Source organism: Blautia sp. LMAG:89, from assembly GCF_008679485.1.
Taxonomy (GTDB): Bacteria; Bacillota; Clostridia; order Lachnospirales; family Lachnospiraceae; genus Blautia_A; species Blautia_A fusiformis.
On the sequence record NZ_NANC01000003.1, the window covers coordinates 700,201 to 726,594 of the forward strand.

A 26,394-nucleotide genomic window follows, 5' to 3' on the forward strand; every position below is an offset into this window, starting at 1 on the left:
TATAAAATATATGCTGGTTCCAGATATGGGCCGGTGATATCAGAAGGGAGAATATAAACAATGAAATTGAGAACACAGAAAATAACAGCACTTATGGCAGCTGCGGTATTAGGAATATCTGCATTTGGAAGCGTGCCGGTAACAGCGGCGGAAAGCACGGAAACAGCAGATCCCGGAGCGGCAATGATGGTGGATGGAGAGGCAGTTTCATCAGATCTGGTGGCAGGTACATTTAAGCCTTCTGATGTAACCTGCAAGGCACAGGATTCTTATGAATATCCGTTTCTGGGACTGAAGCTTTCGCTTTCGAAGGAGCTGTTAAAGCAGATCAAGGACCAGAGCATTGCAATGCTTACCACGGAAGATTTTGAGAATCAGACCAATGCAGTGACATATGCTTATGTAAGCTGGAGTAAAATGACAGAGGAACAGAAAAATGCCGAAATACAGAAGATGGGAACAGGATATGACGACTGGGTGGCAGGTCTGGACAGAATTGGTACAATTGGCGTTTATGACGAAGCTTCACAGAAAAAGCTGGATGAGATCACTGGCTGTACAGAGCATAAAGAGCTTGGAAGCAGCAGTAACGGGAAATACAAATATTATCTGAGCACCAACAAAGATGCAGATGAAAAGCTGACAAAGGAGCTGGAAAAGATCAAAACCGACATTACGGAAATGGCACCGTATCAGAATATTTCCGTGTTTGACCAGCCACAGGATACCAGCGTCAACCCGGAGGATGTAAAATCTGTAGGAAAATTTGAAACAACAGGAATAGATGGAAAAACATATACAGAAAAAGTATTCAGTGACTATGACCTGACGCTGGTAAATGTTTTTACAACCTGGTGTTCACCATGTGTAAAAGAGATTCCGGAACTTCAGGAGCTCTATAAAGAAATGAAAGATAAAGGCGTCGGAGTAGCAGGCGTAGTGCTTGATACTACAGATGAAAAGGGAAATCAGGACGAGGAGGCTGTAAAGAAAGCAGGCATTCTTCAGGAAAAAACAAAAGCAGAATATCCGTTCCTGACACCGGATACCACTATGATGAACGGTCGTCTGCAGGGGATTTCCGCATTTCCTGAAACATTTTTTGTTGACAAAGATGGAAACATTGTAGGCGATACCTATACAGGAAGCCATACACTGGACGAATGGAAGGAAATCGTGGAAAAAGAGCTTAAAAACGTTTCAAAGTAAAAGATGATCATTATGGAGAGTGGAAAAATGATTCGGAAAATAACAGAATCCAGGTGGATCGGACCTGCTCTGGCGGTTTTGGGAATTTTACTGATGATACTGGGAATCTGCAGGGGCGAGGTGTCTGTAGTTTTTACAAAAGCGATCAACATCTGTATGGAGTGTATTGGCATTGGATAATAAGAAGATGAAAATAAATGAATGGCCGCGGCATGGGATCCAGGCATTGTGGGCGGCCCTTACAAACAGTCACATATCAGGCTTTGTGACTGGAAAGATCTATACCGGAAAACTGAAAAATGTCTGTGTTCCGGGGCTGAACTGCTATTCCTGCCCCGGGGCAAGAGGGGCCTGTCCCATTGGTTCCCTTCAGGCTGTGATCGGAAGCTGGAACTTCAAGATGGCATATTATGTAGCTGGATTTCTGATCTTTGTAGGAGCGTTGCTTGGAAGACTGGTGTGCGGATTTCTCTGCCCCTTTGGACTGATCCAGGATCTGTTGAACAAGATTCCTTTTCCAAAGAAGATCCGGACATTTCGGGGAGATAAGCTTCTGCGAAAACTGAAATATGTGATCTTTCTTGTATTTGTGATCATACTTCCCATGTTTGTAGTAGATATCATGGGCCAGGGAGCACCATATTTCTGCAAGCTGATCTGCCCGGCAGGAACACTGGAAGGAGGTATCCCGCTGGTGCTGCTGAACAAATCCATGCGAAGTGCAGTAGGCTGGCTGTACATGTGGAAAAATACGATCCTGGTGATCACCATTATCTTATCAATTATGATATACCGGCCATTCTGTAAGTATATCTGTCCGCTGGGAGCTTTTTATTCGGTATTTAATAAAGTTTCCGTTTTTCGTTACAGAGTAGATAAAGAAAAATGTGTTCACTGTGGAAAATGCAGAAATATCTGCCAGATGGAGGTCGATCCGACAGAGGATCCCAACAGTACAGAGTGCATCCGATGTGGAAGATGTAAAAAGATATGTCCGACACAGGCAATCCGGTGTGGGGTTGCAGGAAAATCCTGATACAGAAAAATACGAAAACGGTACAGCTTATAAAATATAAGATGTACCGTTTTTTGAGACAGTAAACTACTTTTCCATATTATCTATCAGTAACATATTCAGCTGTTCCCAGCGCTTCAGATCTTTTTTTGTAAAAAGAAGCTGGTGGCGGAAAGCTTCGGTAAGCTCCTGCGGTTTTAAAGTGATCACACATTTGAATGCGCAGGGCATCAGATCCGCACTGGAAATCCCACACAAAAGTCCTGTTGTAAAATCTCGAAGCTCCAGAGGATTAAAAATGTACAGGAGATCTTCTTCCAGTGGGTTATACTGATTTACAAAGGAAAAACGGATCAGCATATCACTGTAAAGAACTTTTCCGGTGTAAAAAATCTCACTGCTTCTTCCGTTGGCAGAAACAGAACAGATCGTTAAGGTTGCTTCATATTTTCCGGATTCGCCCTTTTTTTCATAAATATCGATGACGCCATCCTTTGTACGCTGATATCGTCCATCGTAAAAGTAAAAATATAGCCTCTGGGCCTGAAAAAATGGGCTTTTTTGTCCTTTTCCCGGTGCATTGGACGGTTCACTGGCTGTTTCAGGAAGACCAGTGGTAAGCTGGGACATAGATACCTGGAGAATCTGGCTGATCTCATATAAAGTTTCGATATCAACGGAGATATCTCCGTTTTCATATTTGCATATGGTAGCTCGGCTTTTATGGATGGCATCTGCCAGATCCTGCAGAGTCATCTTTCCGGCTTTTCGGTATTTTCTTATTTGTTCACCTACATAACAGGTAAAATCACTCATTTTGTTTCCTCATACTATCTATTTTTCTTATTAATTTTCATTGTATACGATTATATCGGAAAAACAGGTTCTTTGTAAAGTGGCAAGAAACTTTTTTGAAATAAAATTTCGTAAAAAGAAACTTCTGCCATTTGCACTTATCTTTATTTAGGGTAAGATATAGCTGTTAGGCTGAAGGTTTCAGCCTATATCAAATATATACTTGAAGAGGGGAAATTGAAATGAAAGAAAAAGGAAGCAGCTTTTCCGGCTCAATAGGTTTTGTCCTGGCGGCAGCCGGAAGTGCAGTAGGAGTTGGAAATATCTGGAGATTTCCATATCTCTGTGCCAAAGATGGAGGAGGACTTTTCCTGCTGGTTTATCTGATACTGGTACTGACTTTTGGATTTGTACTGTTGACAACGGATGTAGCACTTGGGAGAAAGACAAAGAAAAATGCATTGAGAGCTTTTGAAGCACTTAATCCAAAGTGGAAATTTTTAGGACATTTAACGTTTCTGGTTCCGGCATTGATCATGACCTATTATTCTGTTATCGGTGGATGGATCGCAAAATATTTTTTTACTTATATTATTTCTGATGGGAAAGATGCGGCTTCAGAAGGATACTTTACATCATTTATTACATCAGATATTGCACCCGTTGTATTTATGCTGATTTTTCTGGCCCTGACTGCCTGGATCGTATTTCGTGGTGTGGAAAAGGGAATCGAAAAGTTTTCCAGGATCATTATGCCGGGGCTGATTCTTCTGATCGTGATCATTGCCATTTTTTCACTGACACTGTCCCATACTGATACGGATGGAACTGTCCGCACCGGTATGCAGGGGCTGGCGGTTTACCTCAAACCGGATTTTCATGGACTGACGGTAAAACGCTTCCTGGAGATCCTTCTGGATGCGATGAGCCAGTTATTCTTTTCCTTAAGTGTATCTATGGGAATCATGATCACTTATGGTTCTTATGTGAAAAATGAAGTTAATTTAAATAAAGCAACAAATCAGATTGAGATCTTTGATACCGGCGTTGCGTTTCTTGCAGGAATGATGATCATACCGGCTGTTTTTGTATTTCTCGGAAAGGATGGAATGGCTTCCGGCCCAAGCCTGATATTTATCTCACTGCCAAAGGTTTTTGATGCCATGGGAGTATTTGGCCGTCCGGTGGCAATTGCATTTTTCCTGATGATGGGATTTGCGGCACTGACTTCCTGCGTATCTGTCATGGAGACACTGGTTGCAAACTGCATGGAACTTTATCATAAACCACGTAAGAAAATGTGTGGTGCTGTCGGAATCTATTCTCTTGTTACAGCAGTACTGATCTGCCTTGGTTATAACAAACTGTATTTTGAACTTAAGCTGCCAAATGGTTCTGTTGGACAGCTTCTGGATGTGATGGATTATATCAGCAACAGTTTTCTGATGCCGTTTATCTCACTTTTGACAAGTATTCTGATCGGATGGGTGATCGGCCCTGATTGGATCATAGGAGAAGTGGAACGAAATGGGGAACACTTTAAACGGGCAGGGTTATATCGCTTTATGATCCGTTATGTAGTGCCGGTTGTAATGCTGATATTATTCCTGGTATCTACAGGATTTGCAGATTTGATTTCATAAGTGTGGTAATATGTTTATGGCGTCTGGACAGTCGCATTAACGGATGACCAGTACAATATACGATTAAACAACAGAGGATTTGATGAAAAAAGATATGTACGAATGTTGGAGAGAAAACTAATACATAGAACGGAAATGATTCAGAAAATTAGACTTAGCTCACTTTAAAAGTGAAAAAAATAATTTGATAATTTATTGACAACCATTAATAAATATGTTAGTATTCAATCATCAAATTAATAAAGTCTTCGGTGACTGACGGAGTTGTGGGATAACCACGAGGGAGCCGGAGATTCGATGAGTCGACCGTCTGGGCAGTATTTGAAAAACTTCAGATACTGCTCTTTTTTATGGGATAAAAGATGCAGACGGTTGCAGCGGAGAAAGGAGAACATTATGGGATTCAAAAGTGACATCGAGATTGCACAGGAGTGCACAATGGAGCCAATTACCAAGATTGCAGAGAAAGCAGGTATTGATGACAAATATCTGGAGCAGTATGGTAAATACAAAGCAAAGATCGACTATAATCTCCTGAAAGAAACAGACAAAAAAGACGGCAAACTGATTCTTGTAACAGCTATCAACCCGACACCGGCAGGTGAGGGAAAAACTACGACAACGGTAGGTCTTGCAGATGGAATGCAGAGACTTGGAAAAAATGTTATGGTAGCTCTTCGTGAGCCATCCCTGGGACCGGTATTCGGTGTCAAAGGCGGTGCGGCAGGCGGCGGCTATGCACAGGTAGTTCCGATGGAGGATATCAACCTTCATTTTACCGGTGATTTCCATGCGATCGGTGCGGCAAACAACCTTCTTGCAGCAATGATCGACAACCATATCTTCCAGGGTAATGAGCTGAATATCGACCCGAGAAAGATCACCTGGAGACGTTGCGTTGATATGAACGACCGTCAGCTTCGTAATGTAGTAGACGGACTTGGCGGAAGAACAAACGGTATGCCGCGTGAAGACGGATATGACATTACCGTAGCATCTGAGATCATGGCAGTTCTCTGTCTGGCAAGTGATATCAAAGATCTGAAGGAGAGACTTTCCAGAATCATCATCGGATATACTTACGGCAAGGTTGCTGAGCAGAAACCGGTAACAGCAGGAGATCTCCACGCAGAGGGTGCTATGACAGCACTTCTGAAGGATGCCCTGAAACCAAACCTTGTTCAGACACTGGAGCATGTTCCGGCGATCGTTCATGGCGGACCATTCGCAAATATCGCTCACGGATGTAACTCCGTAACCGCTACAAAGATGGCTATGAAGCTTGCTGATTATGCGATCACAGAGGCTGGTTTCGGTGCTGACCTTGGAGCTGAGAAATTCCTGGATATCAAGTGCCGTATGGCAGGTCTTACACCAAGTGCAGTTGTTATTGTAGCAACCGTACGTGCCCTGAAATACAACGGTGGCGTTGCAAAGGCTGACCTGAACAATGAAAACCTTGAGGCTCTTGAAAAGGGTATCCCGAACCTTCTGAAGCATGTAAGCAATATCAAAAATGTATACAAGCTTCCATGTGTGGTAGCTATTAACGCATTCCCGACCGATACCAAGGCAGAGCTTGATTTTGTGGAAGCAAAATGCAAGGAGCTTGGCGTAAACGTAGCACTTTCTGAGGTATGGGCAAAAGGTGGCGAAGGCGGAATCAAGCTTGCTGAGGAAGTGATCCGTCTTGTTGAAGAACCGAATGACTTCACATATGCTTATGAACTGGAAGGATCCATCGAGGACAAGCTGAACCAGATCGTACAGAAGGTTTATGGTGGAAAGAAAGTTGTTCTTACAGCAAATGCCCAGAAGCAGGCGAAACAGCTGGAGGCACTTGGATTTGGCAACTGCCCGATCTGTGTAGCTAAGACCCAGTACAGCTTAACAGACGACCAGACAAAGCTTGGTGCTCCGACAGATTTCGAGGTAACAGTAAGAAATCTTAAGATTTCCGCAGGTGCAGGATTTATTGTTGCACTGACAGGTGAGATCATGACCATGCCAGGACTTCCGAAAGTACCGGCAGCAACCAAGATCGACGTAGACGAGAGCGGTAAGATCACAGGACTGTTCTAATATAAAGATTTTTTGAGGGGAATTCAGATAGAAAGCGGTAGAGCCTGCAAAAATAGAGGCTCTGCCGCTTTTTATCTTGTTGTGGAGAGAGTATTGAAAAACTTTTAAAAGCAGGAAAAACACTGGGTTTGACGATCCCGTGATACGAATTTGATACGAAAACCCCCGGAAGTGGTCGAGACTTCCGTGGGGTTTTGTTCCGTTTATAGCATGTTCAAAACAAAAATGGTATAATATTATAAATTGTCAAGAATATCAGAAATCTCCTGCTGCTTGTTGGGATAAAACTCACAATGTCGAGGAAAGCGCAGAGGGGACGTGCATGTGACATTTGCGTTAATTAAGAGGAATGCTATAGAAAAAATTATAGAGATAAATGAATATGGGGGAAAATATGGTATACACATGCAAATATAAATCGCTAATCGGAGATATTTTACTTGCCGCAGATGAAATCGGACTTACCGGTCTGTGGTTTGAAGGACAGAAATATTTTGCAAATACACTTCCCAATGACCATATCCAACAGGAGACGGAAATTCTCACAGAAGCAAAAAGATGGCTGGATGTATATTTCTCCGGTGAAGAACCGAACTTTACTCCACCACTTCATCCGAACGGTTCAACATTCAGAAAGGCAGTGTGGCAGATTTTACTGGAGATTCCCTACGGACAGACGATCACATATGGAGAAATTGCGCGCAGAATTGCAGTGATGAAAAACACTTCCCATATGTCCGCCCAGGCAGTAGGCGGTGCTGTTGGACATAATGAAATTTCCATTATCATTCCCTGCCATCGAGTTGTAGGAACAAATGGAAGCTTGACGGGCTATGCCGGAGGAATTGACAAAAAAATTTCACTTCTCAAGCTGGAACATACAGATATGAGCCGTTTGTTTATTCCAAAGAAAGGAACTGCACTGTAAAACTCAGGCTGAGAGGACGGTCTGGTGCAGGCGTCCACGAAAAGACAGATATTTTATTTATGAAAACATGCTATGAAAATTGCCAGCAGGATTTCGGAGGAATAATTATGGGAAAAATACTGGATGAAGATTTAATCTACGAGATACTGTCCGTGGTGGAAGAGATACCTGAGGGAAAAGTGGCCTCCTACGGGCAGATCGCACGGCTGATCGGGCGGGATAAAAATTCACGTCTTGTAGGAAAAGTCTTAGGTATGGCAGAATTTTACGGGAAGTATCCCTGCCACAGAGTTGTGAACCATGCAGGGCGTACTGCACCAGGCTGGAGAGAGCAGAAGATGCTTCTGGAAGACGAGGGTGTGGAGTTTAAGGCAAATGGATGTGTAGATATGAAGCAGTATCAGTGGGAGGAGTAGTGTTTTATGAATTGTAGAAATATGATGCAGATCCCGGAGCTTACAGAAGTTCTGAAGCTGAAAGTAGGGGAAAACGGTCTGGAGTAGTCTGTACGATGGGGCTATTTTGCAGACTGCCTGCAGTGCATCAAAAGTGAATACAGGATTGAATAACTATATCCATGGAGGAGAATTCGTAGTTCTGACAAATCCCAGTGTCACCAACGACAGCCGGAAACTTGTGCTGGAGGAAAAGGACAGAAACGCCGCAGAGCAGCTGTCTTCCTCTATTCTGGATGCAGAACATTTAAGCCGAGAGCGTGTGATGGCACAGGCCAGATATCTGAACCTTGCACCGCTTACCATGACCGATGAGCAGATGGAGAAAGGACTTGAGATCTTTGAAGCTTCTCTGAAAGAGGCATTAGAAGCATAGATTAATAGAAAGTTACTCTGTAACAGAAAAATAAAACATGCTTGACAAACCATAAATTCCTCGTATAATTATCAATGGTAATTAACTAAGATAATTATATGAGGAGTTTTTTTATGACAAATGAAAAGATCAAGAGGATGTTTGATGCGTTTTATCAGGCGAAGCGGATCCGGGATATGCTTCCGCCACTGCCGCAAGGGGTGATGCCGTCCTATATTCAATATCTGGATGTGATCCACTCTCTGCAGAAGGAAAAAAAAGATATCAGGATTTCCGATCTCAGTGACGCCATGAACCTGCCGCGTCCCGGTGTCACCAGAACAGTGAAAGAAATGGAGGCAAAGGGATATCTTCAGAAGCTCATGTCTCCGGATGACGGGCGCGTTACTTACATCTCTATAACAGAAAAAGGAGAGAATCTTTCCAGAAAGTATGACCAGGATTATTTCAGCAGTCTGGCACCCTATCTTTCAGAGATTTCCGAAGAAGAAGCAGACAGTATGATCCGGACCATCGGGAAATTTTATCAGATTATGTGTGACAGGAGGGAACATTATGACAAGTGATAAGGCAGATTTTACCCAGGGAAATATTCTGAAGAAGCTGGTTGCATTTATGATGCCGGTACTCGGTGCGCTGATCCTGCAGGCTGCCTATGGTGCGGTCGATCTTCTTGTAGTTGGAAGATTCGGTTCCACATCCGGACTGTCAGCGGTTTCCACCGGAAGTCAGGTACTGAATCTTGTTACCTTTGTAGTGATCCAGTTTGCTATGGGTATCACAGTTCTGATCGCACGTTATCTTGGAGAAAAAAGACCGGAGCAGATCGGCTCTGTTATCGGTGGGGCTGCGATCGTTTTTACCATGATATCTGTCGTGCTGTTTATTGTTATGGTAGGCTTTGCACATCCGATCTCCGTGCTGATGCAGGCACCAGACGAAGCGGTAGTGCTGACTGCATCTTATGTACGGATCTGTGGAAGTGGAATTTTCTTTATTGTCGCGTATAACCTGCTGTCTGCTATTTTCCGTGGCCTTGGTGACAGCAAATCTCCGTTGCTGTTTGTGCTGGTGGCATGTATTGTAAATGTGATCGGAGATCTGGTACTGGTAGCCGGGTTACATATGGATGCAGCAGGAGCAGCTATTGCTACGGTTTCTGCGCAGGCCTTAAGTGTTGTATTTGCAGTAGTTCTGCTGATAAAGAAGGAGCTTCCTTTTACCATCACAAAGAAAGATTTCCGGTTGAATCCCCAGTGCAGACGTTTTCTAAAGATCGGACTGCCGCTGGCACTTCAGGAATTCCTGACGCAGATTTCATTCCTGGCCTTGTGCGCATTTGTCAACCGCCTGGGTCTGGAAGCATCCTCCGGTTACGGAGTTGCATGTAAGATCGTAAACTTTGCCATGCTGGTTCCAAGCTCCCTGATGCAGTCCATGGCCTCCTTTGTTTCACAGAACGTAGGAGCCGGAAAGCCGAAACGTGCGAGAAAATCCATGCTTACGGGAATTGGAGTTGGCCTGTCTGTGGGATGCCTGGTATTTATCCTGATCCTGCTGAAGGGTGATGTGCTGGCAGGATTCTTTTCAACAGATGCCGGCGTTATCCAAAAGGGCTTTGATTATCTGAAGGGGTTTGCTCCGGAGACACTGGTTACAGCTGTTCTGTTCAGTATGATAGGCTATTTCAACGGAAACAACCAGACCATCTGGGTTATGGTCCAGGGTCTGGTCCAGACGCTTCTGGTACGACTTCCAATGGCGTACTTCATGAGTATCCAGCCGGATGCCAGCCTGACAAAGATCGGACTTGCAGCACCGGTATCTACTACAGTGGGAATCATTCTGAACATCGGATTCTTTCTGTACTTCACCCGTGCGAAAAAAGAAATTGTTTCTGAAGAATGACTGGATAAAGGGATGTAAATGAGAGGGGTGATATGATATAATCAGAATCACCCCGGCAGAGGTGATGGTACTGACCCTGAAATAGCTGCCGGAATCTTGACAGCTGTAAAGGAGGAGGACTGGATGATTTGCGGGATGACGTATTTTCAGATATGTCTGTATTTTTTGTTTTATTCTTTTGGAGGATGGGTCGTTGAAGTTATCTTCCATGCAGTAACCTTAGGAAAGGTTATAAACCGGGGATTTCTCAACGGTCCGGTATGCCCGGTGTACGGATTTGGTGTACTTTCCGTGTTTGCATTGCTTAATATGCTTCAGAGCGGCGGACATCAGATGAGTGAGGGAATGATCTTTCTGTTTGGGATCGTTCTTGCAACTGCGGTAGAGCTGGTTGCCGGATGGCTTCTGGATGTATGTTTCCATGCAAGATGGTGGGATTATTCTAATAAGCCGCTGAATTTTCACGGCTATATCTGTCTTGAGTTTTCCCTGATATGGGGACTTGCCATTGTGATGGTCGTAAAGGTTTTTCAAAAGTATGTGGAGCGTCAGGCTTCTCATACACCTTCCACACTGGAATGGGTTGTTATGGTAATTCTGTATGCGGTGTATCTGGCAGATTTTATTGTAACAGTAGCGGTGATCCGCGGACTGAATAAGAAGCTTACCAGACTGGATAAGGTACGTGCAGATCTGCGGATCGTGAGCGATAAGCTCAGTGATACTCTGGCAACAACTACCATTGATACAGCACAGAAGGTGGGAGAGGGAAAAGTTCAGGTTGCTCTTGCTAAGGCAGAGCTCAGAGATGCGACTGTGGCTCAGAGAGAAAAATCTTCTGAAATGCTTCGGATGAAGAAAGCGGAGCTTCAGGCACAGTTTGATGAGCTGTCAAACTCTATCACAAACCATACCGTATTCGGTCAGGGAAGAATCATTAAGGCTTTCCCGGAGATGAAGCACAGAGATTATTTTGAACTGATCCAGGAACTGAAGAAAAAACTCAGATAAGAAAAACGAAACGCGATAAAGAGGCAGCAGGAAATGTTGGAAGTTTCCTGCTGCCTCTTTTGGCGTATCAGAGCTTCAGCTTATCGGATTCGTTTCTTTATCATTGGTCCGATGATCATGGCGATGATCATTTTTATGAGATCTGCCGGGATAAACGGAATTACACAGATTCCAAGAGCTGCTTTGAAAGTGGAATCTGCAACGATGCAGAACCATACAGTTCCGAAAAGATAGCATACAATTGTTCCTGCGATCATACCAACGAGCTGGATCAGAGGTTTATGGCAGTTGTCAATTACCAGTCCGGCAATAACAGCCATAACGATAAAGCCGATGATGTATCCGCCTGTAGGACCGGCCAGCTTTGCAGGACCGCCGGTAAATCCGGAAAATACCGGAAGACCTACAAGGCCAAGCAGCAGATAGATCAGATAGCTGATGGTTCCTTTTTTCCATCCGAGAAGATAAAGGGACAGATAGATGGCAAGATTGGTAAATGAGATCGGAACCGGACCGATTGGAATGGACAGCGGCGCAAGAATACAGGTGACAGCTGCCATAAGAGCGGTCATGGTGATCTCGTAGGTTTTTGTACGTGGTGCAGAGACAGTATTTGTCTGATTCATATTGAAAGAGCCTCCTTTGAAAAAGGTAATGTATTTACTGGTTCGGGTAAGCAATGAAATGCTGTAAGTGTGTATGAAAGATCATATGCCATAAGGATGCTTACGCAGATTCGATCTCATAGGTGAATCCTGCATCTGTAATGGTTTTCAGAGTGTCTTCGATTCCCTGGCCACCTTCTGTAAGATAACCGGAAGCAAAAATAGAATCCACAACACTGAGCAGTTTTTTTTCTTCGCCTTTAAAATAAACTTCTCTTCCGGCAGCACATCGGATATCTGCTTTGGGTACAAGAAGTCTTGCCAGGCAGAGGACTTTCATGCAGTATTCTGTTGTCAGCTGGGAAATATCTGCATTTCCGAGGGGAGTTCCCTTGATCGGAAGAAGAAAGTTGATCGGCAGTGCTTCCGGCTGGATCTCACGTAATTCCAGAAGCATGTCAACAACGTCTGCCTTGCTTTCACCCATGCCAATGATACCGCCGCTGCAGATCTCGAAACCAAGTCCCTGAAGCATATGGATATTCCGGACACGCTGGTCAAAGGTATGTGTACTGCAGATATTATGATAAAAAGAACGGCTGCTGTTCAGGTTATGGTTGATCCGGTCAAGACCGGCCTCTTTGAGCATTTTTGCCTGGTGCTCTGTGAGAAAGCCTATGGAGCAGCAGAGATGAGTTCCGTGTTCTTTCATTTTGCGGATCCTGCGGGCCAGCTCCTCGATCTCTTTATCTGTAAACTTCATACCACTCAGGCCGATACAGTGTCTGGATAAATGATACTCATTTACGAAATCATTGTCCTGATATAATTTGTCTTCATCTACCCATTTGTATTTATCAATATCGGCAGTGGAACGACATGACTGGGCACAGTATGCACAATCTTGGGAACAGTTTCCGCTGCGGGCATTGGTAAGGATGTGGATGCTTACCCGGTTTCCCTTATATTTGTAACGTAAACTGCTGGCACGGTCGATCAGTGCCTCGAGTTCTTCGTCCGGAGTATCTAAAATTGCAATGGCTTCATCTCTGGAAAGCGATGGAGCTTCTTTTTCGCATGATGCAGTGTTCATGTCAATACCTTCCTTTTGAGTTTTTTGTACGGGTATCACTTTATCACAGAGAAATATCGAATGTCAACTACAAATATAAAATAAGTTTACAATTAAAAAACTGTAGTATTAAGGTAATGCTTAGGATCATCAAAGCAGGTAATTTCCTTGATTCGGTTAAAATAATTCTCAATTCAATATCATATCTTTATAAAATCTTAATACGGAAGCAGAGAATTTTATACTATCTTTGAAAGTAGTTATATATAATAAAATGCATTACGAGGATAGCACTGTTAAAAGTATTGATAAGGAGTTCTGATCATTTATGCCGGAAAAATCATATAAGAAAAAACATATGACATCTTTTCAGCTGATTATCATGGGGTTTGCAGGAGTGATCCTTTTGGGAACCGTTCTGCTGATGCTTCCATTTTCTTCTGCGGAGAAAGTGATCACACCATTTCATGAGGCACTTTTTACAGCCACTTCGGCGGTATGTGTTACAGGTCTTGTGGTAAAGGACACTGGAAGCTACTGGTCCCTGGCAGGCCAGACGATCATTCTTGCACTCATACAAACAGGTGGGCTTGGAGTAGTGACTGTGGCTGCGTCTGTTTCCCTTCTTTCCGGAAAGAAAATATCCCTCATGCAAAGAAGCACCATGCAGGATGCAATTTCAGCACCTAAAGTTGGAGGAATCGTCAGACTGACAAGGTTTATTTTGAGGGGAACATTTTTGATCGAAGCTGCAGGGATGGTGTTGTTGCTGCCGGTTTTTATGGGAGATTATGGAAAAAAGGGAATCTGGATGTCAGTTTTTCATTCAATCTCTGCTTTTTGTAATGCCGGCTTTGATATTCTGGGGACAGATTCCAGTATGTTTCCATCGCTGACTGGGTATTCCGGAAATATACTTATAAATCTGGTAATTATGCTGTTGATCATTACAGGAGGAATCGGTTTTCTCACATGGGATGATATTTATACAAATAAACTGAACTTTAAACGCTACCGCATGCAAAGCAAGATCATTCTCATGACTACCGCATGTCTGATCTTATTTCCGGCAGTTTTTTTCTATATCTGTGATCTGACAAAATTACCCATGGGAAAACGCCTGTTAGCAGCAGCGTTTCAATCGGTAACGACAAGAACTGCCGGATTTAATACTATAAACATTTCAGAGATGAGTGAGGCATCAAAAGCAGTTATGATATTGTTAATGCTGATTGGTGGTTCACCGGGATCTACAGCAGGTGGAATGAAAACAACAACTTTTTCAGTACTTATTTTAAATGCAATTGCGACATTTCGAAGTCAGGAAAATGCAGGAGCTTTTGGGCGAAGACTTGAATATCATGTGATAAAAAATGCAGCGACAATAGCCATGTTATATTTTGCCTTATTCTTTGGCGGCGGAATAGCGATCAGTGTGTACGAAGGCCTTCCGCTTTTAGATTGTCTGTACGAAGCTGCTTCAGCTGTTGGTACGGTAGGTCTGACTCTGGGAATCACACCGGAACTTCATGTTTTTTCACAAGTCGTGCTGATCATACTGATGTATCTGGGACGTGTAGGTGGTCTGACCCTGATCTATGCGGTATTTTCCGGAAGAAATAAGGGAAATGCAAAGCTCCCTCTGGAAAAAATCACAGTTGGATAAGAAGGAGAAAAATAATATTATGAAAAATGTATTGCTTATTGGACTTGGAAGGTTTGGAAGACATATTGCCATGCAGCTCAATCAGCTGGGACATGAAGTTATGGCAGTTGACTGGAAGGAAGAAAGAGTGGACAAAGTACTGTCATTTGTGACGAATGCTCAGATTGGTGACAGCACCAATGCTGAATTTTTACAGTCCCTTGGAATTGGAAACTATGACATTTGTTTTGTAACCATTGGAGATAGCTTTCAAAATTCTCTTGAAACAACATCCCTTCTAAAAGAACTGGGCGCAAAATTGGTGATATCAAGAGCTGAACGTGATGTTCAGGAAAAATTTCTTTTACGCAATGGTGCCGATAAGGTAGTTTATCCGGAAAAGCAGGTGGCAAAATGGGCCTCCATCCGTTATACAGATGATCATATACTGGATTATATGGAAGTGGATGCTTCCCATGCAATTTTTGAAGTGGAAGTGCCGGAAGAATGGGTTGGAAAAACAGTGGGCGGACTTGACATCAGAAAACGCTACAATATTAATATCCTGGCAGTAAAAAATGAAGAGGAATTCAGTATTGCAATTTCTCCGGAAACGTATTTTGCAGAGAATGATAAATTACTGGTATTAGGAGAGTACAGAGCTCTTCAGAAGTGCTTCCGTATATAGCTCATTGCCATGAAGAAAAAATTTTGACCACAGAACAGCTGCGTGATATAATTCCAGAAAACAGCAGTAGAAGGAGAATGACAGAATGAGCTTGAAAATGGAGGATACAGTAAAAAACAGAACCTATCCGAAACGGCCATTTGCATGGTATGTGGAAAAACCGTCCGCAAAAGATTACTTGCTGACGGTTTTTATATTTGCAGTATGCACTTTGATCGGCCTGCTGTTTCAGAAACTGGATCTTACAGATACAAATATTGTAACGATATACATTTTGGGCGTATTGATCACTTCGATCGTGACAGATGGTTATCTTTGCAGTGTAGCCGGCTCCTTTTTAAGTGTATTCTTATTTTGCTTTTTCCTGATGGAGCCAAGGATGTCTTTTGAGACATATGCGGTGGGATATCCGGTGACATTTTTCATAATGCTTATTTCGTCTGTACTTACAGGAACCCTTGCGGCAAAGCTGAAAATGCATGCAAAGCTGTCTTCACAGATTGCCTTTCGCACACAGGTTCTGTTTGATACGGATCGTCTGCTGCAAAAGGCAAAAAGTGAGACAGAAATCCTCGGAGTTACCTGTACACAGCTGATACGCCTGTTAAACCGCAGCATCACGGCATATGTTGTGGAAAATGGAACTTTATCAGAAGGAAAGCTTTTTTCCGGGGAAAAAGAGAGCACAGAGGATTTTCTGACACAGGAAGAACAACAGGCGGCCAGATGGACTTATGAAAACAGACAGCGTGCCGGCGCATCCACACAGTATTTCTCACAGGCAAAATGCTTATATCTGGCAATTCGAAGCGGGAATAATGTTTATGGCGTAATCGGGATCCCTCTGCAGAAAGAAACACTGGACTCTTATGAATACAGCATCCTGCTGTCTGTAATAAATGAATGTGCACTTGCAATGGAGAATGTACAAAATGCCATAGAAAAAGAAAAAAATGCGGTTTTAGCAAAAAATGAGCAGCTGCGTGGCGATCTTCTTCGGGCAATCTCCCATGACCTGCGTACTCCGCTTTGTTCTATTTCCGGAAATGCAGATATGCTTCTCAGTAACAGTGACCGTCTGGATGAAGCTACAAGGTATCAGATCTACACGGACATTCATGAGGATTCAGAGTGGCTGATCGGAGTTGTGGAAAATCTGCTTTCCATTACCAGGCTCAATGATGGAAGATTGAAGTTTAAATTTACGGATCAGCTTTTGGATGAGGTAATAGCAGAGTCACTCCGACATATCAGCCGGAAGCATGATGAGTATAAGATCGTGGCGGACTGTGAAGAACTTGTTCTTACACGTATGGACGTGCATCTTATTATACAGGTGTTGGTAAATTTGATCGATAATGCGATAAAATATACGCCGTCAGGCTCTGTCATCAGCATTCGGGGGGTCAAAAAAGCCGGGAAAGCGCAGATAAGCGTGGAAGATAACGGCCCCGGAATTCCGGATGAAATGAAGCCACATATTTTTGAGATGTTTTATACAGGGAAAACGACCGTTGCAGACAGCCAACGGAGTCTGGGGCTTGGCCTGGCACTTTGCCGCTCTATCATAGAAGCTCACGATGGAACACTGGTTCTTTCAGATCATGCTCCGCATGGATGTAATTTTACTTTTACTTTACCATTAAGCGAGGTGACATTAAATGAATAAGACATTAATTCTGGTGGTTGAGGATGACAGACCCATACGGAACCTGATCGTTACCACATTAAAAACACATGACTATAAATATCTGGCTGCAGAAAATGGAGCTTCAGCCATTTTGGAGGCTTCATCACACAATCCGGATATCGTTCTTCTGGATCTGGGCCTTCCTGATATGGAAGGAGTAGAGGTAATAAAGAAAATCCGTACCTGGTCGAATATGCCTATCATCGTGATCAGTGCCAGAAGTGAAGATATGGACAAAATAGAGGCACTGGATGCGGGTGCAGATGATTATATCACAAAACCATTTTCAGTAGAAGAATTACTTGCGCGTATCCGTGTCAGTCAAAGGCGGCTTGCCATAACGCAGGCAGGAAAACAGCCGGAAACCTCTGTTTTTGAAAATGGAGGATTAAAGATAGATTACACGGCTGGCTGCACATTCCTGAAGGATAGAGAACTGCATCTGACGCCCATTGAGTATAAGCTGCTCTGTCTTTTATCCCGTAATATTGGAAAAGTATTGACACATACATATATTACTCAGCAGATCTGGGGACGCTGCTCGGAAAACGATGTTGCTTCTCTCAGGGTCTTTATGGCAACACTGCGGAAAAAACTGGAGCCTGAAAAAAACGGTGTACAATATATCCAGACGCACATAGGAATCGGATATCGCATGCTCAGAATCGAGAAACCTGAGCAGGAAACCAAAAAAGATAGCATTAATCCTCAAACGATAATATAATCATCTCATATGATGACAGTTTTTTTCTATAGTAAAGATCACAGAAAAGGACGGAAACAGACGATGAAGATCATGGGGATTGATATCGGCACAACAACAGTCAGTGTCGTAATGACAGATACAGAAACGGGAAAGCTGCTTGCAAAGGAAACAGTGGAGCATAATTCTTTTCTGCGGAGCAGTAAGCCGGAACAGAAGCTGCAGGATCCGGAACGGATCTATGAAATCGTCCGGGAGCTTCTTATAAAGCAGCAGAAGGAGAATGGTTTGCCAGATGGAATAGGGTTTACAGGGCAGATGCATGGAATGCTGTATGTGGATGCTTCCGGCAAGGCAGTGAGTCCTCTCTATACCTGGCAGGATGGAAGCGGAGAGATTCCGCTGGAAAACGGAAAAACCTGTGCAGAGCTTTTGCAGGGAGTAGGTGCGGCAGCGTCCGGATATGGTGTAGTGACACATTTTTATCTTCAGAAGAAAGATCAGATCCCGAAGGATGCTGTAAGGATGACGACGATCAGTGATTATATTGCTATGCGGCTGTGTGAAAATACTGTCCCTGTTATTGGACTTGACATGGCGGCAAGCTGGGGCTGCTTTGACCTGCGAAAACAGGAGTTTCTGTATGAAGCCCTGGAGCAGGCCGGCGTAGATACTTCTTATCTGCCGGAAGTAAGAAAGGGACATTTTTTAGTCGGAGAAACAAGAGCCGGTGTGCCGGTAATGGGATCGATCGGTGACAATCAGGCGAGTCTGTTTGGTTCCGTCCGGGATCTTAAAGATACCGTACTCCTGAATGTGGGAACCGGCAGCCAGGTTTCCTTAGTGACAGAGACGTTTATAGAATGCAGCGGCAGTGTGGAGCTTCGCCCCTGTACCGAAAACAGCTATATCCTCGTGGGAGCTTCCCTGTGTGGTGGTCGTGCGTATGCGATGCTGGAACAGTTTTACAGAGAAGCTGCAGAAACTGAAGAAAGACTGTATTCCCGGATGCAGGAGCAGGCAGAAAAATTTATTGAAAAATACGGAAAAGAAGCTGCATGGAAAGTAGATACAGCTTTTTCAGGGACAAGAAGTGATCCGTCTCACACGGGCATGATCGCAGGAATCGGTGTAGAGAATTTTCATCCTGGTGCACTGACGGTCGGTGTGATCTGTGGAATCCTTAACGAACTGCATGAGCAGTATGAGCAGATGTGTCAGCTCACCGGAAAAAAGGCCACACGCCTGACTGGCTCCGGAAACGGAATTCGCCGAAACCCGCTGATGAGAAGACTGGCAGAAGAAATGTTCAAAATGCCGATGGAGATTCCTGAATATGAAGAAGAGGCTGCATATGGAGCTGCACTTACTGCGGGAAAGTTGGTTGCGGCAATGTAAGAAAAATTTTGTTTGACTTTTTGAAAAAGAGGCAATATAATTACAAGAAACGAGTAGCAAGTAAGCGTAAATCCAGTTTACCGGCTACTCGTTTTTATTTTGCAAAAATGAATATCGCCATGAAAAGTGTGTAGCGTGTCAGCGTAAGTCCAGCTTATCTCCGGAATATATTCAGGAAAGTGCGGAACTGTCTCCGAAAAAAGGTTTGTTTGCATATGCATTTGCCGGACGTGATATCACAGGAAAATCAGTAGAAGACATGGTGTATGAGACACAGAGAAAGGTTATCTTAGAACTGGCTGATAAGGAATCTTGTGTAATTATCGGAAGAAATGCAGATTATATTCTGAAAGATAGGGATGATGTACTGAATGTATTTATCCATGGGAATATGCCGGAAAAAACACAGCGTATTATGGGTTTATATAATGTAGGAGAGAAGGAAGCTGTCAAAATGATGGCAGATACAGATAAAAGGCGTATGACGAATTATAATTTTTACACCGATCAGAAATGGGGAAAGGCCAGTAATTATACGTTGTGTCTGAATAGTTCACAGCTTGGATATGGCAGATGTGAGAAGCTTGTTATGGAATGTAGGATTACTTATTCTTTTAATTTCAATAGGTACTTACGTCAGCACAAAAAGCTTTTCTGAAACTACACTCAGTTTTGTATTAGGCGTGTTAACGATTTACTCGATTGATTGGGAAAAGGCCAATATTACTTTATTTGTCATTTTATATTTAGCATATATTGTAATTGTGTTTTATGTTTCTGTTATAAGATTAGCGGCAAAGCAAGAAGCAATATTAAGTCAAGCTGCCTGCAAATTAGAGATCAAAGACCATGATAGAATCTACAAACGTCTAAAAGCTATTTCTCACACGACGACAAAATACAATCAGCTATCTATATTGGATAAAAGCGAAGTCATTCGATATTTGGCCTTTCGCCAGAGACTGTAATTAATTCTGTGTAAACTCTAAAAGAGCTATATATCCTCTTGGATTGATGTTAAAATAAATATCAATTCAGGAGGATTTTTTTATGGCACGAAGAAGAAAAATGGATCCGGAACGCAAAGCGTTCATCAGTAGCTTGTTGGAACACTATCAACCAAAGGATGCCCAGGACGTCCAGGACATGCTGAAAGACCTGCTAGGCGAAACGCTGCAAGGTATGTTAGAAGCTGAAATGGATGATCACCTTGGATATTCTAAGTATGACTACAAGAACAAAGAGACAGACGATAGCCGTAATGGTTATAGTCCTAAAACAGTCACCTCTTCAATGGGAACGATCGATCTGGATATACCACGAGATTGAAAGGGAGATTTTGAACCGCAGATTGTGAAAAAGAATCAGACAGATATCTCAAACATTGAAGATCAGGTACTCTCTATGTATGCAAAAGGAATGACGACAAGGGATATCTCCGCTCATCTCAAAGATGTTTATGGTGTGGATGCATCAGCAGAAATGATATCACATATGACAGATCGAATCCTTCCTATCGCAAAAGAATGGCAAAATCGGCCGCTGGAAAGAAAATATGCCATTGTTTTTATGGATGCGGTACATTTCCATGTTCGAGAAGACAATCGAACGGTAAAAAAAGCAGTTTACGTTGCTATAGGTGTTAAACTGAATGGAAAACGTGAGGTTCTCGGCATGTGGGTAGGAGGAAATGAAAGTGCGAAATACTGGTTGTCCGTTCTCAACGAGATAAAAAACAGAGGTGTGGAAGATATCATGATCGTATCCGTAGATGGATTGACCGGATTCGGGGATGCCATCCATGCAGTATTCCCACAGGCGGAGATCCAGAGGTGTATTGTGCATCAGATTCGTTATTCTACAAAATTTATCTCTTACAAAGATTTAAAACCATTTATGGCGGATTTAAAGCTGGTTTACAAAGCTGATACAGAAGATCTTGCGCTCACAGCCTTGGAAGATCTGGAAGAAAAATGGGGCAAAAAATACCCTGCTTCCATTGGATCTTGGAGAAATAACTGGACACAATTATCCACTTATTTTAAATATCCATCTGAGATACGTAAATTAATATACACTACAAATTCTATCGAAAATTTTAACCGCCAGCTACGCAAGGTTACGAAATCCAAGACTATTTTTCCGACCGATGATGCACTTTTCAAGATGCTCTATCTGGCAATGATGGATGCTACAAAAAATGGACCGGAAAGGCTTGGGACTGGGGTCTGACACTGGATCAGTTATGCATCTATTTTGGTGATCGGATCCAGCCAGAGGATATCGATTAAGCACAGATCCAATCGCATATCAAGGGTAAATAAACGCCCGATTTTCTCGGGCGCCCTTGACATGCAATAGAATCCATGCTACTAAATAAACAACAGGCTGAACAGCAAAGTATGCCATTCAGCCCATCACATTATATTTTTGTATTCTATAAACCTATGATTTTATCATCAATCTGAGAGGTTTACACAGAATAATTTACACTACCTTTCGCCAAGTTATTACCGGCGAATATGAAGAAGCTATCAATGTAATCGAGTTAATCAAAGGCGTTTGTCAAACTGATATTATTTCTTGCTGTGAAATTTACTACGGTTTCTATGCGTACTGCTATAACAAGCGGCCAACAAATCCTAATATCTCCAGCGAGATTGAGAAGATGTTCGATAAAGTAACTACACTTACCATGTCATATACAGAGTTTTTTGATGTTTTTGCCGCAACAAAAAGAATATTGGTTGAAGGAAAATTAACTTTTGAAAAGTATCTACTCGAAATACGAGAGCTTTCACTTAAAGGATACAGTAGTGAAGATATAATTGATTTGATGAAAACAAAATACCTATAAAAATAGGAGGGATAAAAGTCGTGCGACTTTTATCCCTCCTATTTTACTTTTGAACCAGCTCGGAGAGCTCCCGCAGCACCTTTGACACCTCGCCCCATAATTGTAACCGCCAAATAATACCGACGTGAAATTAAAATTACTCCAGCCTCTTGGCTCGTTTAGGGTGATTTTGTCCTGTGGCTTCAGAGCCCGTAAAGCGTTATTTTACAAGGCTTTTTCGGGTTCTTACTTTTTGTCTTGGAGCGTCAAAAATCGTTATTTTGAAAGAAAATGGTGTAGTAAAATGTTCTGCGAAATTGAGGCATCACCCCAACAAGCAAATTTGCGAAGAATGTCTGAAAGGGTGATTCAAGAAAATGAGTGAACCTATACAGGTTTATACTGCTTGCCAATTTGTGACGAAAGTACAACAGACTTTTCCAAGTTTTATTTTTCTTTTTAATGATGCTGCTTGGGTTATCGGATAGTAAAACTTCATTATCGTATAGTTTTATTGATAAATAAAAAGATTTCTGGTATAATAATAACAAATTATAAACTTTAATTGTTGCATGGAAGGTGGCAAATATGGCAGTAAGCTACAAGAAGCTATGGAAATTATTGATTGATTTGGATATGAAGAAAAAGGATTTACAGCAAGCTGCTGGGATTAGTCCAGCCTTAATTGCGAAGTTGGGACGAAACGAAAATGTGTCCACGGAGTCTTTGGTGAAAATCTGCACAGCCTTACATTGCGACATTGGGGATATTATGGAGATCGTTCTGGTTGAGGGAGGCGAGTCATGTGATTCACAATGAAAATTCCAGAGTGAAGATTCCGGCGTTGGTTCATTTAACCCGTTTAGGATACAAATATATAAAACAAAAGGATTGCTCCGGAGCATATTGTCCTAAAACAAATATCTTCAAAGGAATTCTGCGTGACAGCATCAATCGCCTGAATGGTACTGTACTGACTGAAGCTGATGTAGATTCGTTGGTTGAAGAGCTGGCAATCAAACTCAATACAGATGATTTAGGACGTGCGTTTTATAAAATTCTTCTCAGCGGATTCAATGGTTTACGACTGATTGATTTGGAAGATGAATCACGAAATTCATATCATGTAGTAACAGAACTGACATACCAAAATGGTGAAGATGAGTTTCGCCCGGATATTACATTGTTGGTCAATGGTTTTCCGTTGGCGTTCATTGAAGTGAAGAAACCAAACAACCGTGATGGTATCATTGCAGAGCATACTCGTATGAACAAGCGGTTTGCCAAAAAGGTATTCCGTCGGTTTGCCAACATCACACAGATTATGGTGTTCTCCAACAACATGGAGTACGATGACAACGATGTGGAACCAATCGAAGGTGCGTTCTATGCATCCAGCAGCTATGAGAAGCTGTTCTTTAACCGTTTTCGTGAAGAAGATCCTACCATACATAGTTCTGTTCGCCCTGTTGACACCAACATCGAAGAAACCATTTTGATAGACAACAACTTGGTTACAATCAAAGGAACAGAGGAATATGCCCGTAACATTGATGAACATACACCCACCAATCGAATGCTGACTTCTTTGTTCACCCACTCCCGTTTCAACATGTTTTTGAAATATGGATTTGCCTATGTGGAGCGAACAGACAAGAATGGCATCAAAACTCTGCAAAAACATATTATGCGCTATCCTCAATTTTTTGCAACCTTGGCTATCGAGAAAAAACTCGATGCGGGTGTGAAACACGGTATCATCTGGCACACTCAAGGCAGCGGAAAAACTGCGCTTGCCTTTCATAATGTCCGATATCTCCGTGATTATTTTCAGCGGCAGGGCAAGGTGGCAAAATTCTATTTTGTTGTTGACCGGCTTGATTTGCTTACGCAAGCCAGTGAGGAATTTGCTGCTCGTGGTCTTCATGTTGAAAAAGTCAATTCAAAGGAAGATTTTATCAGAAATATTAAAACGATTGGAACATCCAATAACTCCGGTGAGGACAGCATAACCGTTGTAAATATTCAGAAATTTACAGAGGAATCTGTTGCCAGAAAATCCGATTATGATGTAGATGTGCAGCGCATTTATTTTTTGGATGAAGCTCACCGAAGCTACAAACCCAATGGTTCCTTCTTGGCAAACTTAATGGCTTCCGATCGTGATGCTGTGATAATTGCTTTAACCGGCACGCCATTGATTGGTGACGGATATAACACGAAGGATGTATTTGGAGAGTACATTCACAAATATTATTACAATCGCTCCATTGCCGACGGCTACACACTGAAATTGATTCGGGAAGGCATTAAAACAGAGTATCGCACCAAGATGCAGTCTATTTTGGAATCTCTGGAAACAGAGAAAGGCTCCCTATCCAAAAAGGATGTGTATGCACACCCGAAGTATGTGTCAGCTCTGGTGGAGTACATCGTAGAAGATTTCAAGCACAGTAGAATCGCATTGAGAGACAGTACCATTGGAGGTATGATCGTTTGTGACTCCTCTCCACAAGCCGTTAAAATTGAGGGAGAACTGGATAAATACTCGGAACTGACTCATGAGTTGATTCTCTGCGATGTGGAAGATAAAGAAACCCGCCGTGGTTATCAGGAGGACTTCAAAAAGGGCAAGATTGACTTGCTGGTGGTTTACAATATGCTATTGACGGGCTTTGATGCTCCTCGACTGAAAAAGCAGTATCTTGGTCGTGTGATCAGGGAGCACAACCTGCTGCAAACCCTTACCCGTGTCAATCGTCCTTATAAAACCTTCCGCTATGGCTATGTAGTAGATTTTGCAGACATCCGGAACGAATTTGACAAAACCAACAAGGCATACTTTGAAGAATTGCAGTCTGAGCTTGGCGATGAATTTGAAAAATACCGGAATATTTTCAAGTCTCAAGAGGAGATTGAGCAGGATTTAAAAAGCATACAGGACAAGCTGTTTCTATATGCAACGGACAACGCAGAATTGTTCTCTCAGCAGATCACCGCTCTGGACGATAAGGGGGAGCTGTTTTCTCTGCGTCAGGCATTGGATACCTATAAGGAATTGATCAATATTATGAAACTCTTTGGCTACGATGAGCTGGCAAAGAAATTTTCGATGGAACGCCTTCATGCTATGCTTACCGAAGTCAATAATCGTATCAGCATTATCAACCTCAAGCAGAATATGCAGAAAAGTGAGGATATGACCGAGTTGCTCAATACCGCATTGGATCAGGTTGAGTTTCATTTCCGCAAGGTATCTGAGAGCGAAATGGTGATTGCCGACCAGTTTCAGGATACTTTGGAGAAAACCCGTCGTGAACTGGAACGTTCCCTTGACCCCAAAGACCCTGAGTATGTGTCTCTACTTGATGAACTCAAGCGGATTTTCAAAAAGAAAAACATAGAGGAACTGACCGCTGATGAAATGAAAGAGCACATTCAGGACTTGGAGCGGATTCGGAAAGCTGCTGCACAGCAGAACCTTCGGGATCAGATGCTGTACTCCAAGTATGGCAATGATACAAAATATATGCGTACCCATAAAAGGCTAAAAGCAAGTCCGCCACCCATTGGAGCAGATTCTGTGATTTTTGATGTGCTTATGGGAGTGAAAGCGGCAGTTGACCAAAAAGTTTTGAAAAATCAACGGATGATGGACAACCATGCGTTTTTCTCACAGGAGATCATGCCGTCCATTATCCAATCCTGTCGCAAGAGTGGCGTAAAACCCACTCTCGACCAAGTGAAGTTTATAGACCAATGTATTTCGACTGAATATTTTGCCGAAAGGAATTATACCGCATGATGCAGATTGAATCGATTACCATAAAGACAAAACAGATGATTGATGACCTGAAAGCCATCTGTGCCAACTTTGGCTTAGGTGGCTCTCCGGGTGAATATAAAATCATCACTCAGGTGTTTCTGTACAAATATTTGAGTGACAAATTCGGCTATGAAGCCAGCAAGGTTGAACCGTCCATTACCGAGGCAGAAAATGTGGAAGCAGCACTGAGTGCTATGCCAGACGAAGACTATGAGATGATGCTCATGATGTTGGGTGGCAATGTGGCAAAGCTGAAAAAGAACCACTATATTTCCTACCTGTTTAACCACCAAAACGACGATAGCATGAAGAAAGCAGATGGAACACCGTATCCCTTCCATGAACTCTTTGATGATACGCTGGTAGATATTGCAAACTACAACCTAGACATCTTTTCCGTCCGGACCGGCAGCGAGGAGAAAATCAAGCTCTTTGAGCCAATTTCTCAGTATGTCATTGAAACGTAAGCGTCCAATAAGAGGGTGTATCGAAATTTCTGGCTGTTGCAT

The 26,394-nt window shown here is 42.7% G+C and carries 23 protein-coding genes, 2 pseudogenes and 1 riboswitch; of the genes and pseudogenes, 22 read left to right on the forward strand and 3 right to left on the reverse strand.

Features of this window, described 5'->3' with window-relative positions; translation table 11 throughout:
* Nucleotides 1-60: 60 nt before the first annotated feature.
* The 3 genes from CCC70_RS03525 to CCC70_RS03535 are packed head-to-tail and all read left to right on the forward strand — an operon-like array spanning nt 61 to nt 2,245.
* Entirely contained in the window at nt 61-1,209 is a 1,149-nt protein-coding gene (locus CCC70_RS03525) for a TlpA family protein disulfide reductase (protein ID WP_287084277.1), read from the forward strand.
* 27 nt (nt 1,210-1,236) lie between these two features.
* A complete protein-coding gene (locus CCC70_RS03530; protein WP_092068499.1) occupies nt 1,237-1,389 on the forward strand; it encodes a CD1871A family CXXC motif-containing protein in 153 nt (50 codons plus the stop codon).
* Nucleotides 1,390-1,396: 7 nt separating this feature from the next.
* On the forward strand, nt 1,397-2,245 hold the full coding sequence (locus CCC70_RS03535) for a 4Fe-4S binding protein (RefSeq protein ID WP_270652507.1): 849 nt from the start codon (nt 1,397-1,399) through the stop codon (nt 2,243-2,245).
* A gap of 66 nt (nt 2,246-2,311) precedes the next feature.
* Here CCC70_RS03535 and CCC70_RS03540 read toward each other — a convergent pair whose 3' ends face one another.
* Nucleotides 2,312-3,040 (reverse strand): helix-turn-helix domain-containing protein, encoded by a 729-nt coding sequence (locus tag CCC70_RS03540; protein ID WP_118512801.1) that lies wholly within the window; start codon nt 3,038-3,040, stop codon nt 2,312-2,314.
* Between the two features lie 221 nt (nt 3,041-3,261).
* Here CCC70_RS03540 and CCC70_RS03545 point away from each other — a divergent pair, with 221 nt between their 5' ends.
* The 8 genes from CCC70_RS03545 (at nt 3,262) to CCC70_RS03580 (ending at nt 11,422) form a co-directional block, all read left to right on the forward strand.
* Nucleotides 3,262-4,662 (forward strand): sodium-dependent transporter, encoded by a 1,401-nt coding sequence (locus tag CCC70_RS03545; protein WP_270652509.1) that lies wholly within the window; start codon nt 3,262-3,264, stop codon nt 4,660-4,662.
* A gap of 241 nt (nt 4,663-4,903) precedes the next feature.
* Nucleotides 4,904-4,985: riboswitch (ZMP/ZTP riboswitch) on the forward strand.
* 73 nt (nt 4,986-5,058) lie between these two features.
* Nucleotides 5,059-6,744 (forward strand): formate--tetrahydrofolate ligase, encoded by a 1,686-nt coding sequence (locus tag CCC70_RS03550; RefSeq protein WP_092068491.1) that lies wholly within the window; start codon nt 5,059-5,061, stop codon nt 6,742-6,744.
* Between the two features lie 394 nt (nt 6,745-7,138).
* A complete protein-coding gene (locus CCC70_RS03555) occupies nt 7,139-7,672 on the forward strand; it encodes a methylated-DNA--[protein]-cysteine S-methyltransferase (protein ID WP_118368721.1) in 534 nt (177 codons plus the stop codon).
* Nucleotides 7,673-7,779: 107 nt separating this feature from the next.
* Nucleotides 7,780-8,088: an MGMT family protein gene (locus CCC70_RS03560; protein ID WP_015527257.1), complete on the forward strand. Its 309-nt coding sequence runs from the start codon at nt 7,780-7,782 to the stop codon at nt 8,086-8,088.
* A 133-nt stretch (nt 8,089-8,221) separates the two neighbouring features.
* Nucleotides 8,222-8,503: a hypothetical protein gene (locus CCC70_RS03565; protein WP_270391766.1), complete on the forward strand. Its 282-nt coding sequence runs from the start codon at nt 8,222-8,224 to the stop codon at nt 8,501-8,503.
* 113 nt (nt 8,504-8,616) lie between these two features.
* Nucleotides 8,617-9,069, forward strand: coding sequence for a MarR family winged helix-turn-helix transcriptional regulator (locus CCC70_RS03570; RefSeq protein ID WP_173739032.1), 453 nt, complete (start codon nt 8,617-8,619; stop codon nt 9,067-9,069).
* Complete coding sequence (locus tag CCC70_RS03575) at nt 9,059-10,411, forward strand: MATE family efflux transporter (protein WP_287084278.1); 1,353 nt, start codon at nt 9,059-9,061, stop codon at nt 10,409-10,411. The genes CCC70_RS03570 and CCC70_RS03575 overlap by 11 nt, the downstream gene beginning before the upstream one ends.
* Before the next feature lie 123 nt (nt 10,412-10,534).
* Entirely contained in the window at nt 10,535-11,422 is an 888-nt protein-coding gene (locus CCC70_RS03580) for a putative ABC transporter permease (RefSeq protein WP_278603872.1), read from the forward strand.
* A gap of 80 nt (nt 11,423-11,502) precedes the next feature.
* Here CCC70_RS03580 and CCC70_RS03585 read toward each other — a convergent pair whose 3' ends face one another.
* Together CCC70_RS03585 and bioB are read right to left on the reverse strand one after the other, a co-directional pair.
* Nucleotides 11,503-12,048 carry a biotin transporter BioY gene (locus CCC70_RS03585; protein WP_015527251.1) on the reverse strand — a complete coding sequence of 182 codons (546 nt, stop codon included), beginning with the start codon at nt 12,046-12,048 and terminating at the stop codon, nt 11,503-11,505.
* Between the two features lie 100 nt (nt 12,049-12,148).
* Entirely contained in the window at nt 12,149-13,120 is a 972-nt protein-coding gene (gene bioB / locus CCC70_RS03590; RefSeq protein WP_118071249.1) for a biotin synthase BioB, read from the reverse strand.
* Between the two features lie 307 nt (nt 13,121-13,427).
* Here bioB and CCC70_RS03595 point away from each other — a divergent pair, with 307 nt between their 5' ends.
* The 11 genes and pseudogenes from CCC70_RS03595 (at nt 13,428) to CCC70_RS03645 (ending at nt 26,352) form a co-directional block, all read left to right on the forward strand.
* Nucleotides 13,428-14,765 carry a TrkH family potassium uptake protein gene (locus CCC70_RS03595; RefSeq protein ID WP_287084279.1) on the forward strand — a complete coding sequence of 446 codons (1,338 nt, stop codon included), beginning with the start codon at nt 13,428-13,430 and terminating at the stop codon, nt 14,763-14,765.
* A 19-nt stretch (nt 14,766-14,784) separates the two neighbouring features.
* The gene (locus tag CCC70_RS03600) at nt 14,785-15,432 is read left to right on the forward strand and encodes a potassium channel family protein (RefSeq protein WP_173759589.1); all 648 of its coding nucleotides are present in this window, start codon (nt 14,785-14,787) and stop codon (nt 15,430-15,432) included.
* An 85-nt stretch (nt 15,433-15,517) separates the two neighbouring features.
* Nucleotides 15,518-17,101, forward strand: a complete 1,584-nt coding sequence (locus CCC70_RS03605) for an ATP-binding protein (RefSeq protein ID WP_287084280.1) — start codon at nt 15,518-15,520, stop codon at nt 17,099-17,101.
* The gene (locus CCC70_RS03610; RefSeq protein WP_215638328.1) at nt 17,094-17,846 is read left to right on the forward strand and encodes a response regulator; all 753 of its coding nucleotides are present in this window, start codon (nt 17,094-17,096) and stop codon (nt 17,844-17,846) included. The genes CCC70_RS03605 and CCC70_RS03610 overlap by 8 nt, the downstream gene beginning before the upstream one ends.
* A 63-nt stretch (nt 17,847-17,909) precedes the next feature.
* Entirely contained in the window at nt 17,910-19,223 is a 1,314-nt protein-coding gene (locus CCC70_RS03615; RefSeq protein ID WP_287084281.1) for a sedoheptulokinase, read from the forward strand.
* Nucleotides 19,224-19,368: 145 nt separating this feature from the next.
* Nucleotides 19,369-19,881: pseudogene (locus CCC70_RS03620) on the forward strand (cytidylate kinase-like family protein); the annotation flags it as partial.
* Nucleotides 19,882-20,291: 410 nt separating this feature from the next.
* Nucleotides 20,292-21,514: pseudogene (locus CCC70_RS03625) on the forward strand (IS256 family transposase).
* A 377-nt stretch (nt 21,515-21,891) separates the two neighbouring features.
* Complete coding sequence (locus CCC70_RS03630; RefSeq protein ID WP_287084282.1) at nt 21,892-22,080, forward strand: hypothetical protein; 189 nt, start codon at nt 21,892-21,894, stop codon at nt 22,078-22,080.
* Nucleotides 22,081-22,647: 567 nt separating this feature from the next.
* Entirely contained in the window at nt 22,648-22,878 is a 231-nt protein-coding gene (locus CCC70_RS03635) for a helix-turn-helix domain-containing protein (RefSeq protein WP_270190606.1), read from the forward strand.
* On the forward strand, nt 22,865-25,864 hold the full coding sequence (locus tag CCC70_RS03640) for a type I restriction endonuclease subunit R (protein WP_287084283.1): 3,000 nt from the start codon (nt 22,865-22,867) through the stop codon (nt 25,862-25,864). Before CCC70_RS03635 ends, CCC70_RS03640 begins: the two co-directional genes overlap by 14 nt.
* Nucleotides 25,861-26,352: a hypothetical protein gene (locus CCC70_RS03645; RefSeq protein ID WP_287084284.1), complete on the forward strand. Its 492-nt coding sequence runs from the start codon at nt 25,861-25,863 to the stop codon at nt 26,350-26,352. The genes CCC70_RS03640 and CCC70_RS03645 overlap by 4 nt, the downstream gene beginning before the upstream one ends.
* Nucleotides 26,353-26,394 lie beyond the last annotated feature (42 nt).

What these genes read in the sequence shown, in the direction of transcription:
- CCC70_RS03525 (WP_287084277.1), top strand. Translation starts at nt 61, where the DNA reads ATGAAATTGAGAACACAGAAAATAACAGCACTTATGGCAGCTGCGGTA.
- CCC70_RS03530 (WP_092068499.1), top strand. Translation starts at nt 1,237, where the DNA reads ATGATTCGGAAAATAACAGAATCCAGGTGGATCGGACCTGCTCTGGCG.
- CCC70_RS03535 (WP_270652507.1), top strand. Translation starts at nt 1,397, where the DNA reads ATGAAAATAAATGAATGGCCGCGGCATGGGATCCAGGCATTGTGGGCG.
- CCC70_RS03540 (WP_118512801.1), bottom strand. Translation starts at nt 3,040, where the DNA reads ATGAGTGATTTTACCTGTTATGTAGGTGAACAAATAAGAAAATACCGA.
- CCC70_RS03545 (WP_270652509.1), top strand. Translation starts at nt 3,262, where the DNA reads ATGAAAGAAAAAGGAAGCAGCTTTTCCGGCTCAATAGGTTTTGTCCTG.
- CCC70_RS03550 (WP_092068491.1), top strand. Translation starts at nt 5,059, where the DNA reads ATGGGATTCAAAAGTGACATCGAGATTGCACAGGAGTGCACAATGGAG.
- CCC70_RS03555 (WP_118368721.1), top strand. Translation starts at nt 7,139, where the DNA reads ATGGTATACACATGCAAATATAAATCGCTAATCGGAGATATTTTACTT.
- CCC70_RS03560 (WP_015527257.1), top strand. Translation starts at nt 7,780, where the DNA reads ATGGGAAAAATACTGGATGAAGATTTAATCTACGAGATACTGTCCGTG.
- CCC70_RS03570 (WP_173739032.1), top strand. Translation starts at nt 8,617, where the DNA reads ATGACAAATGAAAAGATCAAGAGGATGTTTGATGCGTTTTATCAGGCG.
- CCC70_RS03575 (WP_287084278.1), top strand. Translation starts at nt 9,059, where the DNA reads ATGACAAGTGATAAGGCAGATTTTACCCAGGGAAATATTCTGAAGAAG.
- CCC70_RS03580 (WP_278603872.1), top strand. Translation starts at nt 10,535, where the DNA reads ATGATTTGCGGGATGACGTATTTTCAGATATGTCTGTATTTTTTGTTT.
- CCC70_RS03585 (WP_015527251.1), bottom strand. Translation starts at nt 12,048, where the DNA reads ATGAATCAGACAAATACTGTCTCTGCACCACGTACAAAAACCTACGAG.
- bioB (WP_118071249.1), bottom strand. Translation starts at nt 13,120, where the DNA reads ATGAACACTGCATCATGCGAAAAAGAAGCTCCATCGCTTTCCAGAGAT.
- CCC70_RS03595 (WP_287084279.1), top strand. Translation starts at nt 13,428, where the DNA reads ATGCCGGAAAAATCATATAAGAAAAAACATATGACATCTTTTCAGCTG.
- CCC70_RS03600 (WP_173759589.1), top strand. Translation starts at nt 14,785, where the DNA reads ATGAAAAATGTATTGCTTATTGGACTTGGAAGGTTTGGAAGACATATT.
- CCC70_RS03605 (WP_287084280.1), top strand. Translation starts at nt 15,518, where the DNA reads ATGAGCTTGAAAATGGAGGATACAGTAAAAAACAGAACCTATCCGAAA.
- CCC70_RS03610 (WP_215638328.1), top strand. Translation starts at nt 17,094, where the DNA reads ATGAATAAGACATTAATTCTGGTGGTTGAGGATGACAGACCCATACGG.
- CCC70_RS03615 (WP_287084281.1), top strand. Translation starts at nt 17,910, where the DNA reads ATGAAGATCATGGGGATTGATATCGGCACAACAACAGTCAGTGTCGTA.
- CCC70_RS03630 (WP_287084282.1), top strand. Translation starts at nt 21,892, where the DNA reads ATGTTCGATAAAGTAACTACACTTACCATGTCATATACAGAGTTTTTT.
- CCC70_RS03635 (WP_270190606.1), top strand. Translation starts at nt 22,648, where the DNA reads ATGGCAGTAAGCTACAAGAAGCTATGGAAATTATTGATTGATTTGGAT.
- CCC70_RS03645 (WP_287084284.1), top strand. Translation starts at nt 25,861, where the DNA reads ATGATGCAGATTGAATCGATTACCATAAAGACAAAACAGATGATTGAT.